The 12,926-nt window shown below is 64.3% G+C and carries 12 protein-coding genes; 5 read left to right on the top strand and 7 right to left on the bottom strand.

Annotated features, from left to right (window positions below; translation table 11 throughout):
• Nucleotides 1-83: 83 nt before the first annotated feature.
• Nucleotides 84-1,139 carry a lysylphosphatidylglycerol synthase domain-containing protein gene (locus BGRAMDRAFT_RS20700; protein WP_232292313.1) on the top strand — a complete coding sequence of 352 codons (1,056 nt, stop codon included), beginning with the start codon at nucleotides 84-86 and terminating at the stop codon, nucleotides 1,137-1,139.
• Here BGRAMDRAFT_RS20700 and BGRAMDRAFT_RS20695 read toward each other — a convergent pair.
• Both BGRAMDRAFT_RS20695 and BGRAMDRAFT_RS20690 read right to left on the bottom strand, forming a co-directional pair.
• Complete coding sequence (locus BGRAMDRAFT_RS20695; RefSeq protein WP_006050768.1) at nucleotides 1,136-2,572, bottom strand: ATP-binding protein; 1,437 nt, start codon at nucleotides 2,570-2,572, stop codon at nucleotides 1,136-1,138. The genes BGRAMDRAFT_RS20700 and BGRAMDRAFT_RS20695 overlap by 4 nt on opposite strands.
• A complete protein-coding gene (locus BGRAMDRAFT_RS20690) occupies nucleotides 2,573-3,232 on the bottom strand; it encodes a response regulator (RefSeq protein WP_006050767.1) in 660 nt (219 codons plus the stop codon).
• 356 nt (nucleotides 3,233-3,588) lie between these two features.
• Here BGRAMDRAFT_RS20690 and BGRAMDRAFT_RS20685 point away from each other — a divergent pair, with 356 nt between their 5' ends.
• The 3 genes from BGRAMDRAFT_RS20685 to hpnK are packed head-to-tail and all read left to right on the top strand — an operon-like array spanning nucleotide 3,589 to nucleotide 6,199.
• The gene (locus tag BGRAMDRAFT_RS20685; RefSeq protein WP_006050766.1) at nucleotides 3,589-3,939 is read left to right on the top strand and encodes a hypothetical protein; all 351 of its coding nucleotides are present in this window, start codon (nucleotides 3,589-3,591) and stop codon (nucleotides 3,937-3,939) included.
• A 12-nt stretch (nucleotides 3,940-3,951) separates the two neighbouring features.
• The gene (hpnI, locus tag BGRAMDRAFT_RS20680; protein WP_006050765.1) at nucleotides 3,952-5,373 is read left to right on the top strand and encodes a bacteriohopanetetrol glucosamine biosynthesis glycosyltransferase HpnI; all 1,422 of its coding nucleotides are present in this window, start codon (nucleotides 3,952-3,954) and stop codon (nucleotides 5,371-5,373) included.
• Nucleotides 5,363-6,199 carry a hopanoid biosynthesis-associated protein HpnK gene (hpnK, locus tag BGRAMDRAFT_RS20675; RefSeq protein WP_006050764.1) on the top strand — a complete coding sequence of 279 codons (837 nt, stop codon included), beginning with the start codon at nucleotides 5,363-5,365 and terminating at the stop codon, nucleotides 6,197-6,199. The genes hpnI and hpnK overlap by 11 nt, the downstream gene beginning before the upstream one ends.
• Nucleotides 6,200-6,741: 542 nt before the next feature.
• Here hpnK and BGRAMDRAFT_RS20670 read toward each other — a convergent pair.
• From BGRAMDRAFT_RS20670 to BGRAMDRAFT_RS20660, 3 genes are read right to left on the bottom strand one after another with little or no spacing between them, the layout of a single operon-like run.
• Entirely contained in the window at nucleotides 6,742-7,569 is an 828-nt protein-coding gene (locus tag BGRAMDRAFT_RS20670; RefSeq protein ID WP_006050763.1) for a universal stress protein, read from the bottom strand.
• Nucleotides 7,566-8,072 (bottom strand): universal stress protein, encoded by a 507-nt coding sequence (locus BGRAMDRAFT_RS20665; RefSeq protein WP_006050762.1) that lies wholly within the window; start codon nucleotides 8,070-8,072, stop codon nucleotides 7,566-7,568. Before BGRAMDRAFT_RS20665 ends, BGRAMDRAFT_RS20670 begins: the two co-directional genes overlap by 4 nt.
• 33 nt (nucleotides 8,073-8,105) lie before the next feature.
• Complete coding sequence (locus BGRAMDRAFT_RS20660) at nucleotides 8,106-8,942, bottom strand: universal stress protein (RefSeq protein ID WP_006050761.1); 837 nt, start codon at nucleotides 8,940-8,942, stop codon at nucleotides 8,106-8,108.
• Nucleotides 8,943-9,163: 221 nt separating this feature from the next.
• Between BGRAMDRAFT_RS20660 and BGRAMDRAFT_RS20655 the strand changes: the two genes are divergently transcribed.
• On the top strand, nucleotides 9,164-9,679 hold the full coding sequence (locus tag BGRAMDRAFT_RS20655; RefSeq protein WP_006050760.1) for a flavodoxin family protein: 516 nt from the start codon (nucleotides 9,164-9,166) through the stop codon (nucleotides 9,677-9,679).
• Between the two features lie 23 nt (nucleotides 9,680-9,702).
• Here the strand turns inward: BGRAMDRAFT_RS20655 and BGRAMDRAFT_RS20650 are convergent, their stop codons facing one another.
• Together BGRAMDRAFT_RS20650 and BGRAMDRAFT_RS20645 are read right to left on the bottom strand one after the other, a co-directional pair.
• Nucleotides 9,703-11,001, bottom strand: a complete 1,299-nt coding sequence (locus tag BGRAMDRAFT_RS20650; protein WP_006050759.1) for an NRAMP family divalent metal transporter — start codon at nucleotides 10,999-11,001, stop codon at nucleotides 9,703-9,705.
• A 74-nt stretch (nucleotides 11,002-11,075) separates the two neighbouring features.
• Nucleotides 11,076-12,707 carry an oleate hydratase gene (locus BGRAMDRAFT_RS20645; RefSeq protein WP_044021542.1) on the bottom strand — a complete coding sequence of 544 codons (1,632 nt, stop codon included), beginning with the start codon at nucleotides 12,705-12,707 and terminating at the stop codon, nucleotides 11,076-11,078.
• Nucleotides 12,708-12,926 lie beyond the last annotated feature (219 nt).

Here is a 12,926-nt window from a genome sequence, read left to right as displayed (position 1 = left end):
TAGGCGAGGATGATGCGCACGTGTTCCGAATGGCGCGATGAACGGCAAGCCCGTCGCGCAACGAACGCGCGAAAGGGAGCAGCATGATGAAGCATCTCGGGCGCGTGGCCGCACTCGCCGGACTGGCGGCGTCGCTGTGGCTCGTATGGCGGGACAACCCGGTCGCGGTGCTCGGCGCGCTGCGCGCCGCGGGCGCGGGGCTTGTGCTCGCGGCACTCGCACATGTCCTGCCGATGCTCGCCAATGCGTGCGACTGGCGCTCGCTGATTCGCGGCGCGAACCGGCCGCGCGTGCTCGACATGCTGCATCTCGTGTGGGTGCGCGAATCGGTCAATAGCATGCTGCCGGTCGCGCGCATCGGCGGAGAGGTCGTGTCGTTCCGCATGCTCAGGCGCTGGGGCGTGCGGCCTTCCACGGCGGTGGCGAGCATCATCGCCGATATGCAGTTGACGGTGATCAGCCAGTTGCTGTTCACGATGGTCGGCATTGGTTTTCTGTTTGTGCACGCGCATTCGGGCACGCTGCGGCTCGCTGGGCAACTTGCCTGGGGCGTGGTCGTGCTGACGCCGCTTCTCGTTTTGTTCGCGCTTGTGCAGCACGCTAGTCCGTTCGAACGCATGACCCGCGCGCTCAATCACCTCACGAGCGGCAAGCTCGCCGCACTCGTTGGACAGTCCGCGCAAATCGATCTGGCGATCAAGCTGATCTGGCGGCGTCGCGCCGTCGTGCTGCGCTATCTGTTCTTCTGGCAGCCGCTGCAGTGCCTGCTGACGTCGCTGGAAATCTGGCTCGCGCTGTATTTTCTCGGCGCGCAAGTCACGCTGGTTGAAGCCGTCGTGATCGAGTCGTTGATCCAGGCGATCAGCAGCGCGGCTTTCTTCGTGCCGGGCGGCCTCGGCGTGCAGGAGGGCGGTTTTATATTGATCGGCAGTGCACTGGGGCTCGATCCGTCGACCTGTCTCGCGCTTGCGGGCGCGCGCCGCATTCGCGATCTGCTGATGTTCGTGCCAGGGCTGATTGCATGGCAGTTCGCGGAAGGCGCGAACCGCGCGCCGGTGCGCCCTCAGGCGCAGCAGAACCCGCAACGCCCGACATCGCGCAGCACTACGAGCGTCGCCTGCGATACGAACCACCGCTAGGCCGCGGCCTTCAGTCGCTCATCAGGCGCGGCGCCAGAGGCGGGAAACGATACTTCCACGGCGAGTCCGCGGCTCTCGAGGCCGGGCCCGAAGCGCACGGTTGCGCCAAAGTGTTCCGCGATGCGCGCGACAATCGAAAGGCCAAGACCGCTGCCGGTCGCCTGGTTGCCGGTGGCGCGAAAAAACCGGCTGGTCAGACGCGCGACATCTGCCGAGGCCACACCGGGGCCGTCGTCGCGCACGGTCACGACAACGCGATTATCGAGCGGCTCGGTCGCGCTCCTGACCGAAATTTCGATGTTGCCGTCCTCGCTTCCGTACTTGATCGCGTTGTCCAGCAAATTGTCGAACAGGATACCGATCAGCACGGGCTCCGCATCGATCTTGGCCTGCATGTCGCAGTCGAGCATCGCGCGCATGTTTTTTTGCTGCAGGTTGCCGGCGTTGGCCAGCACGGCATGCTTCGCGAGCGACCCAGGCGCGAGCGGTGCCTTCGACAGCTTTTCATGCATGTCCAGACGTGCGAGCAGCAGCAATTGCTCGGCGAGCCGCGCACTGCGATCCACGCCTTGCACGACGCGCTCCATCGCGAGTCGCTGCCGCGCCGGGTCGGGCTCGGCGAGCGCAACCTGTGCCTGAACCTTGATGGCGGCCAGCGGCGTCTTCAGTTCGTGAGCGGCGTCGGCGGTAAACGCGCGTTCACGTTCGAGCGAATGGTGCAGACGCGAGAGCAGTAGATTGAGCGCGTCGACGAGCGGCCGCACCTCGGTCGGCGCGTCGCCGATTTCGACAGGCTCGAGGCGGTTGATATGTCGCGAGCGGATTGCATCCGACAGCACGCGCAGCGGCGCAAGGCTCCAGCCGATGCTGAACCACACGAGCAACGCGAGGACCGGCAGCGCAATCAGGGCAGGGCGCGCGATACGGCTCGCCACTCCGCTGACCAGATCGCTGCGCGTATTGGCCTGCTCGAATACGCGTACCGTGTGGCCCAGCGCCGTGCCGCGCAGCGTGAACGAGTGATACGTCTGACCGCCTAGCACGACGTCTTGCGTGCCCGTGACCGCCGGCAGCGGCAGGTCCCATGCACCGAGCGCGCGCAGGGCAGGGCTGCCGGCAATCACGTCGCCGTCGCGCGTGCGCACCTGAAACAGCGCGTCGCGCGGCAGCGAGTCGTCGTCGTCGTTCTCGCTCGCACTGGTCGCGCCGCCTCTTTCTTCCTCGCGCACGTCGATGTGCGCGTTGGCAAGCGTGGCGAGGTTGGCCTGATCGAGAAGCGCGAGAATCTGCGCGACTTCCGCGAGGCGCGCTTCTTCCCATTCGCCGACTTCCTGCGTGGCCTGACGATAACTCGACGCAAGCGCAATCGCCCAGACCGCCGCGATGCTGCCGAGCACGAGCAGCATGAGCCGCCTGCGAATGGATGCGCTCATTTACTCTTTCTCCACCACGTAGCCGATATTGCGCACGGTTCGTATGAGCCTTGCGCCAAGCTTTCTCCGAAGGTTCGAGATGTGCACCTCGATTGCATTGCTTTCGATTTCCTGCTGCCATCCATACAGGCTTTCTTCGAGCCGCGAACGCGACTGCGGAATGCCCTGGTTGGTCAGCAATTGCAGCAGGATTGCCCATTCGCGCGACGTGAGCGGCACCCGCGTGCCGGCAACCTGGGCCGTTTGCGCCGCGGGGTTCACCGTGAGATCGCCATAGCGGATTACCTCGACGCTGCGGCCTTGCGCGCGGCGAAGCAGGGCGCGGCAACGGGCCGTCAGTTCCGTGAGGTCGAAGGGCTTGCCGAGGTAATCGTCCGCGCCGGCCTCAAGACCGCCCACGCGGTCTACGACCGTGCCGCGTGCCGTCAGCACAAGCACGGGCACGTCGTTGCCGGCGTCGCGGATTCGCTTGAGCAGATCCATGCCGGACACGCGCGGCAGGCCGAGATCGAGTACGACGAGCGCGTAGCTCGTGGTGTCCAGCGCGAGGCCTGCTTTATGGCCGTCGCGCGCCCAGTCGACCGTGAAACCCGCCTGACGCAGACCCGCTTCGACCCCGCAACCGATCAGGTCGTCGTCTTCAACCAGTAGTACACGCATGGGACGCAAATTCCGTTGAGTGTTGTGATCGTGATTGCAATGCACCGCGGAAAGCGGCGATGAAGTCCGCAGTTTAACCGCGCTGTTCATGGCGGGATCTACTGCGGTCTGCTTAAGGTTTCCTTCAGCTTGAATCGCTACTATCGCCCATCAACAGCTTACTGTCTTGTGAGTGACAGGAGCGTGCGGCGTCGTGTCGAGTTGCGAGTTTGGCTCGACGCGGTTCCAGTACATCGCTGGAAGGCGTGGCGACCGCGGTGGCGGTTTTATCGGCTGCGATGAGCGGCTCCGGATGCAGGCGCCGGTTCGCCACAAGAAGCCGTGCATGCTTTTTCATCGCGCTACGAGACAAAGCCATGAAGCCAGTCACCGCCGATATGTTGCGCGCGCACCTAATGGTCGCTTCGCTCACGGCTGTCGCCGCCGACCTGCTCGCGTGCGTGACGGTCTTTGTGGATCCCGGCGCCGAGCATCTGTTTGTCTCATCGGCTTTCCGGCTTTCTTCTATCGCGGTGATGGCCGGCGGCGTCATGGTCGCGCGCCAGTTCGCGCAAGCCGCGTTCCGGGCCGCCGTCGCAGACCACCATGCGAGCGTTGCATCTGCCTGCACGAGGCCGGTCGATCTCGCATCGGACTGCCCGCGGCTGTGGCTTGTCGTGCTGCATCTGCGTCTCACGGGGAAGCCATTTGTCCTGAGCCAACGTTGACGGAGCGCGGCAATGGCATCCCATGCATTACCGGTATCCGAATGGCTTCTGCTTGCCGGCTGCGTCGGCGCGTCGCTGTATGCTGTGGTGGGTGCGCTCGCGCTGCCGTTCTTTGCGCTGCGCGGCAGTGCCGCCTATCGCTTTGGCCTTCTCGATCACGCCGCTCGTGCTATCGACTCGGCGAGCCTCGTGCACGGTGCAACGCTTGATGCGCTCGACTCGCGTTCGATCCATCCGTTCGCGCCGGTCGGCGTGAGCGTGCTCAAGCCCTTGTGCGGTGCCGAGCCGCGCCTGTATGAAAACCTGCGAAGCTTCTGCGAGCAGCGCCTCGCGCATTTCCAGCTGGTGTTCGGCGTGGGTTCTGCCGACGATGCCGCGATTGGCGTGGTGCGCCGTTTGCAAGCCGCGTATCCGATGCTCGACATCGAACTCGTGATCGACGCGCGCGTGCATGGCAGCAATCTGAAAGTGAGTAATCTGATCAATATGGCCGAGCGCGCGCGGCATGACGTGATCGTGATTGCCGATAGCGATATTGCCGTCGAAGCCGATTACCTCTGCGCCGTCGCCACGCCGCTGGCCGATCCATCTGTCGGTGTTGTCACCTGTCTGTATGTCGCGCACGGCGTGAGCGGTTTCTGGTCGCGGGTAGGCGCGCTCTTCGTCAACGAATGGTTCGGCCCGTCGGTGCGCGTCGCGCGTATGGTCCGATCGCGCCGCTTCGGTTTCGGCGCCACGCTTGCTTTGCGGCGCGAGACACTCGACCGCATCGGTGGCTTCGGGCGCCTGAAGAACTGTCTCGCGGACGATTACTGGCTCGCCGAACACGTGCGCGCCCTCGGTTTGCGAACCGTGCTGTCGCGAATGATGGTTGCCACCGACGTCACCGAAACAACGTTCACCGGGCTCTGGCAACGCGAGACGCGCTGGTTGCGCACAATACGCTCGGTGAATCCGCTCGGCTTTGCGTTTCTCTTCATGACGTTTGCTACGCCGTGGCTCGTTGTCGGCGTCGGGCCCACGGCTTGCCTTGTTGCAAGTCAGCAAGGTGCCCTGCATGGCTGGCCGGCGTATTTGACCGCGGTCAATATGGCCGCGGGCCTGGCCGCGCGCGTCGTGCTGCACGCGCGCGCAGTGCGCCAGCAACAGGCATTGCGTCGCGGGTTGAGGGACGGGGCAGGGGACGCGTTGTCGGCCGCTTTGTCGTCCGCTTCATCGGACACATTGTCGGACGCATTCGGCCTGGCTTTCTGGCGCGATCTGCCGCTCGTACCATTGCGCGATAGCTTGCTGCTCGTGCAGTGGATCGCCAGCGCCTTCGGCTCACATGTCATGTGGCGAGGCGTCAGAGTGCCGGTTGGAACTTCGCGTTCCGCGTCGCGCGGCGCGCAGTTGCCGTTGATGGATACCATCGAGGCGTCCGATGGCCGCTAAGCCGCGCGCACTCATCGTGACAGCCGACGACTTCGGCCTGCATCCGCGAGTGAACGCAGCCGTCGAGCAGGCTCATGTCAGCGGTGTGCTGACGGCCGCGAGCCTGATGGTCGGTGCACCCGCCTCGAGCGACGCAATCGCGCGCGCCCGCGCGATGCCGAATTTGCGCGTGGGCCTGCATCTCGTACTCGCCGACGGCGACCCCGTCATGCCGCGCGCCGGTATCGCTTCATTGCTCGACGAACATGGGCGCTTCGGCAGCAACATGGTGCGCGACGGCATACGCTTTTTCTTTCTGCCGCACGTGCGCAAACAGCTTGCCCGGGAAATTCGCGCGCAGTTCGGGGTGTTCGCCGACAGCGGGCTCACGCTCGATCATGTCAACACGCACAAGCACTTTCATCTGCATCCGACAGTACTCGATCTGATCCTCGAAATCGGGCGCGAATTCGGCATGAAGGCGATGCGCTTACCGTTTGAAGTGAATGCGCCACTGTGGATGCAACCCTGGATCGCGAGGGTGAGGGGGCGACTCGACGCCGCCGGGATTGTTCATAACGATTATCTTGTCGGCCTGGCCGACAGCGGGCAAATGGATGAGCGTGCGTGGCTTGCGGCGCTTGCTGTCTTGCCGGATGGCGTGGGCGAAATCTATTGCCATCCTGCTGTTGCAGGGGAGAGCGCATTGACTCTCGGTATGCGCGCGTATCGGCACGCGGACGAATTGAAAGCGCTGCTCTCGACGGACGTCGCTCTCGCGATTCGACGCCTTGGCGCGAAGACCGGCGGGTTTGCCGACGTGTTGAGCGGCCTCCAGGCAAACTGAAATCCGCTTCCCACTTACCATCGAGCAAATGCTTAGGGGCGGAGTCGAGGTGCTGATGCTCGTCAGTGGCAATGATCGCTTCCATCGACGAACGGATGATCGCCATCATGTGCGCTTCGTTCAGACCGGACTGCGCGAGCGCGGCATTGGCTTCACTGTAGGCGGAACAGGGTTCCCGACGCGCGCGCAAGTATGAGTGCGCTCGCCTCGCGACAAGCAACGCGGCGGCGATACAGATGAACGCACGGGATCGAACCAGCTCAACCGCTCGTGCGATACCGCCGTGCGCGACGTGGGCGCCTGACCGCTGACGGACATTTGCGCCTCGTCGAATGATTGCAGACAAGAATTGGTTGCGCTGCAAGACGCCACCGCCGTGGCCCCGCCGCAGGCAGCTGCTTTGCCTTGGGGGTCTGGCCCGCCCTTCAGTGAACGCTGGGCCCCCGCGCGCAAGCCCTGATAGTTGCGCTCATTGTCCGCGAAACGCCGGATTCATGCCCGGGCCAGCGTCGCTGGAACCCGCGCTCGCGGATGCCTGCAGCTCAATGTGACATGAGTACCGGCGTGGTCATCGACTGAAGCAGGGTGCGCGTGACGCCGCCGAGGATGCGTTCCTGCGCGCGCGCGTGACCATAGGCGCCCATCACCAGAAGGTCGATGTGGCGGTCGGCCAGTGTGTTGAGCAGCGTCGTGCCGGTGTGGGCGTTGGATATGCCGGGTATGGCGGCGAAGCCGGCCTCGATGCCGTGCCGCTGGAGCCAGGCGGCTACGTCGATGCCGGCCGGCTCGCGATGGTGCGCATCTCGCTCCATCGTCACGACCGTCACGAAGCTGGCGCGACGGATCAGCGGCAAGGCATCCATCGCGGCGCGCGCGCTTTCGCGGCCGCCGTCCCACGCGATCATCACGCTGTCCATACGGGAGTGCACGGCGCCCGCATACGGCAGGACGATTGCAGGCCGTCCGGAGCCGATGATCACATCGTCCAGAAAATGGCGCGCGACGAACGCATTGCGATCGTCGGGATCGTCCTGGCCGAGGATCAGCAGGTCGGCATGACGCGCGTGCATGATGGCCGTGGGCGTCGGGGCGCCGTCCGGCGCGCGCCACTCGGCGCTGACCCCGGCGCGAGCGGCGGCCGCAACGAAGCGCGCATGTGCGTTTGTCTTGTTGGCACTACGTTGCGCCTCGCGGCTGCGCGACCAGATGTCCTCGCCGTCCATCAACAGAGGGTCCGCCGGCGCCTCGCAAACCGCGTATACACAGATGAGGTGGGCGTCGTGGCGTGCGGCGGTTTCCAGCGCATAGTCCAGTCTTGCCGCGCTGCGCGCGCTGTCGTCCAGGTGCACGAGCAGGGTTTTGCAGTTCATGACGGCTCCTTGATCGGTTCGCCCGGGCCTTGGACGACGCTAGTGGAGGAGGATGCACACTGAGAGGAAATCAGCAGTACGGGGCAGGTGGCAATGCGCAAAAAGCGCTCGGCGACGCTACCGAGCATCAGCCGCTGTACCCCGCGCCGGCCATGCGTGCCCATCACGACGACGTCCGCGCCGAACTCCTGTGCGGCGGCCAGGATGCGATGCGCAATATCGTCACCGGCCAGTTCGGTTTCGACAAGGCGTGCTGGTCCCTTGACGCCGGATGCGGCCATCAGCGCAGTCGCGTCGGCGAGCACGCGCTTGCCCTCCTCGACGAGCGCGTTGCGCACATACGAGGGATCGTAGCCGGGCACGTCGTAGATCAGCAGCGGCACGTCCACGACGAAAAGCGGCTGCAGTCTCGCGTCGGACTCGCGCGCCAGATTAAGGGCAGCGGCGAGCGCCCGCGCCGAAGTTTCGCTGCCGTCGACGGCAACGAGGATTTTTTTATACATGGCGACACTCCTGAAAAGACAAGAAGCCGGCGCTCAATGCGACATCAGCACCGGCACGGTCATCGACCTGAGAATCGTGCGCGTCGCGCCGCCCATCACCAGTTCGCGCCAGCGCGCATGACCGTATCCGCCCATTACCAGCAGGTCGGCTCCTGCGTCGGCTACCTGCGAGAGCAGCACCTCGCCGACCGAGCCATCGGCTCCTGTTTCGATGTCGACCACATCGACATGCACACCATGGCGCGCGATCACGGTGGCGATGTCCGCGCCGGGAATGCGAAGGCTTCCGCCGTCTCGCATGCCGTTGACGGTGAGTATCGTGGTGCTTTCTGCCGCGCGCATGAACGGCAACGCGTCATGCACGGCGCGCGAGGCTTCGCGGCTGCCGTCCCACGCCACCAGAATTCGGCTGCCCGTCGTCTGGTCATTGCGGGCATACGGCACGAGCAGCACCGGACGACCGCTCGACAGAATCAGGTTCTCGGGGAACAGGTCGCCGACATAGGATTCGGCGTCGCCTGGATTGTCCTGACCGGCGACGATGAGATCCGCGCAGCGGCCAAGTCGCGGCACGGCAAAGCTCGCGGACTCGTCGACGGCGATCCATTCGCCTTCGACTTCCGCACGCCGCAGTTCCGCATGGAATAGCCGCTGGAGCGCCGCGCTCCGTTCCGCGCGTCGCTCTTCATGCTCGCGGTAGTACTCGGCCGTACCGGCCATCACGTACAACGACCGCGGGTCGGGCGAGAAGACCGCGAATACACCGGTCAGATGCGCGCCGAACCGTTTAGCGAGAGACAGTGCGGTTTCTAGCCGCGGATGGGCGGTTGGGCTCGTGTCGAGATGTACAACGATAGTCTTGTAGCTCATGGCGGGCGCTCCGGGAGAATGAGTAACGACGCTGGGACAGGTGAGCTTGAGTCTAGGAATGATCGCGCCCGCCTCGTTGATGCAGATCAACGGCGCCACAGGTGCCGTGCGTCGCGCGTGGGTTGACTTAGGTCATGAGCAGGTCTGCGCCGGCCTCTATCCTCGGGACATGCATGGCGCACGAGTGCGCGCCATTGCGCTTTCCATCAAAGGAGCGAGTCATGTCCGAGCCACGCGTTCTCGTCGTTTTTTTCTCGCGTACCGGCACCACCCGCAGGCTTGCTGGCGCGCTCGCAGGCATGATGTCCGCCGACATCGAGGAGATTTGCGACTTCACCGAGCGTCGCGGAGCGTTGGGGTATCTGCGCTGTGTTATCGACTCATGGCGAAAGCGGCCGGCCGAAATCGTTCCGGCGGGACTCGATCCGTCGCAGTACGACCTCGTGCTCGTGGGTACGCCGGTCTGGGCGGGCGCGGTGTCGGCGCCGGTGCGCGCGTACCTGCTGCAAAACCGCTCGAGGTTTCGCCATGTCGGATTCTTTTGCATCTTCGGGGGCCTTGGCGCAGGCACGGCTTTCGACGAAATGCGCGCGCTCGCAGGCAAGGCGCCCGTCGCGCAATGCAAGGTGCGTGCTTCCCAGGTGCAGCGGGGCGTGCGGACCACGGCGCTGGAATCATTCGCGGGCGTACTGGAACGTCACCTCGCCCACTACGCGGCGCTGGAATGGAGTTGCTGATTGTTTGCGCCGTGCCGGCTTGTCTAGCGCGGCAGCAACATCATCAGCGCCGCCGCGCCTATCACCGCTGCCGCGACCCAGCCCAGCGCGATAAGCGGCCGGCTCGCGATGAAATCGCCCATCACCGCGCGCCTCGTGACCAGCAGCAGAATCACAACCATCAGCGGTACGGCCACTACGCCGTTGATGACAGCACTAACGAGCAGCGCTTTCATCGGACTGATCGATGAAAACTGGATTCCGAGCGAGACCAGCACGCTCACGGCGATGATGCCGTAAAAGCCTCGCGCGTCGCGCAGCTTGCGCTCGAGCCCCTCTGGCCACCCGAGCGCCTCAGTCAACGCATAGGCGCCCGAACCGGCAAGCACAGGCACGCCGATAAATCCCACGCCGAGTATGCCGAGCGAGAAGAGCAGATAGGCGAAGTCGCCCGCAAGCGGCCGCAATGCGCTCGCGGCCTGGGCGGCCGTGGCGATGTCTGTGACGCCAGCGGCATGCAGCGTGACAGCGGTGGCGAGCATGATGAACCAGGCCGTGACGTTCGAATAGAGCATGCCGCTCCAGGTGTCCCAACCGATACGCCGCAGTTCCGCAGGCGCCTCGCGCGCGTCGTCCACGAGCGGCGCGCTGTTCGGATGGGCGCGCATGTCCTCGACTTCTTCCGACGCCTGCCAGAAGAACAGGTACGGGCTGATCGTCGTACCGAAGACGGCGACCACCATCGCCGCGGCATCCGCATTCACATCGAAGCGCGGCCAGAGGGTGCGCAGCGCCACCTCGCGCCACGGCACATGAACGACGAACAGCACCGCTGCGTAGGCAAGCAGCGAAACCGTCAGCCATTTCAAGAAAATCACGTAACGATGATAGGGCACGAAGATCTGCAACAGCAGTGTCGCCAATACAAAGCACACGGTCATCACGTGACGGTCGATGCCACTGACGAGCTGCGCGACTTCGCCCATCGCGGCGACATCGGCGGCGATGTTGAGTGTGTTGGCCACGAGCAATAGCAGCACCACGCCATAAAGCACGACGGGCGGAAAAGCCTCCTTGATGTTGGCGGCGAGGCCCTTGCCGGTCACACGGCCCAGGTTCGCGCACATCGACTGGACTGCCGCCATCAGCGGAAACGCAAGCGGCATGGTCCATAGCATGTTCAGCCCGAATTGCGCGCCGGCCTGCGAATAGGTGGCGATGCCGCTGGGGTCGTCGTCGGCGACACCGGTGATGAGGCCGGGCCCGACGCGCGCGAGCGGATGCCCCTTGAGCCGCGCCAATATCGTGCGCTGACCTTTCAGCGGTGTTGCGTCGAGCTCCACGGCGTTCCCCTCGAGCAGGCGTTTGCTTCGTTGCGCGTCATGTCGGAGCCACGCGCTGTACAAACATCGGTCCGTTAGTGGCTGCCTAAGGCGGAAGCCGCGCCGTACACCACGCGCGGGTCGTGCTGACCTTTATACACAGCCGGAGCGGTCCGATCCAGACCAAGCAGGGTGTAGACAGCGGTCTGAGCGGAGCGAACCGAATATTCGACGGTGAACACGACGTCGTTCGGCAATTCGCAAAACTGTCCGACGAATGCAAGATTCGCCCAGCCCTCGGGCACGACCTGCGGCCGGTCGCCGTGCTTGCGGGGCAGGAACTGGCTCGTGATGAACGGCATCAGGCACGGAATGCAGATCGCGTCGTCGACGATGCGCCGAGCCTGCGCCTCGATGTGCAAATGGCCGAGAAGCTCTGTCACGATCTCGCGGCCCGTGCATTCGGCCATCGGTTTGGCGACGAAATTGCCCGGCCGGTCGACGAAAAGCCCGTAACCCCAGAACACTTGCACGTCCTTCGGCTGACCCATGAAATGCGGCTGATGCGGCAGCACGATCGACATGAGCCAGCTCGATTGCGGGAACGTAATCAGGCCGCCTTCGCCCGGCACATTGCCGGTCAGATCGCGGATCAGGCGAAATAACGCAGGATCGTGCAGTGTCGCGGTAAACGAAAGCCAGCGCGATTCGTCGACGTGATCGGCGAATACCGAAGGATGACCGAACTCGCCGCGTCCGGCCGCGATGGTTTTCCAGAGCGCCCAAGCGCCGCTGCTGTCGTGCTGATCGAACGCCGCAGCGCGATGCGTGGCGCCGAGGCTCGATCCTGCGGTCATCGAGCCGAGCGTGACGATGACCTTGTCGTTTTCGCCGACCGGAATTTCCGCGCGGCCGTTACCGTGTTCACAGACGATGCCGGCGACGCGGTTCAGTTCGCCACTTTCGTCACACCGCAGATCCAGCACTCGCGTGCCGGTGCGAAATTCCACGCCGTGTTCGTCCAGCCATTCGCGCAGCGGCCGCACCATGGAGTCGTACTGGTTGTAGACCGTGCGCATGATGCCGTGCAACTGGTTGAAGCCCGGCGTCATATGCGCGAAGCGCAGCAGATAGCGGCGGAACTCGGCAGCGCTGTGCCAGGGCTGAAAGGCGAACGTCGTGCACCACATGATCCAGAAGTTCGTCTCGAAGAAATCGCGCTCGAAATGGTCCGAGATGCGACTGTCACCGAGCAGTGCTTCCGGTTCGAGCGCAAGACGGCCAAGCGTCAGCAGGTGTGTCTCGGCGAGCCCGTACACAGGTGCGTCCTCACGTTTGCCGTCGCGCACGAGCCGCGCTTTGGACGACGTGCGAAGCGTCTCGTTCCAGTCGAAGATTTCCTTCGTCACGCTGCTGCGGCCGTCGAGCGTAGGAATCGAGTCGAACAGATCATAGGTGCACAGGTACCTGCTTTCCAGCATGCGGCCGCCGCGCACGACGTAACCATCCTGTGGCGTACCCGCGCCGTCGAGACTGCCGCCGGCCTTGCCGAGGGCTTCCAGAATCGTGATGCGGCAGCCGGGCACATCGGCGTCGCGGATCAGAAAGGCAGCGGCCGCAAGCGACGCAATGCCGCCGCCGACAAGATAGAAATGGCGGAGGCCAGTCGCTTCGTCGCGAGCCTGATGTGTGAGCGCACCCACACCGGCATGGTCGGATTGGTTCATTTGATGGTCCCGCAAGGTAATGGCCGTGAACGTATACACCATACCCGCGAAGTGCGGAGGCGCGTTGCGCTGGATCAACGGGGCGCACGGTGGCGCGGCCTTCTGAACTCGTTGACGCAGGTCAATCGTCAGATAGGGATACGCGCTCATGATCCTCTCATCGACTCGCTGGTCCACGTGGCTTTGGCTGCCGCAACGGTCGACGGAAAGTGCAGTTTG

Source organism: Paraburkholderia graminis C4D1M (assembly GCF_000172415.1).
Classification (GTDB): Bacteria; Pseudomonadota; Gammaproteobacteria; order Burkholderiales; family Burkholderiaceae; genus Paraburkholderia; species Paraburkholderia graminis.
Note: the sequence above shows the minus strand (reverse complement) of the source record. Positions and strands in the feature narration are given on the sequence as shown.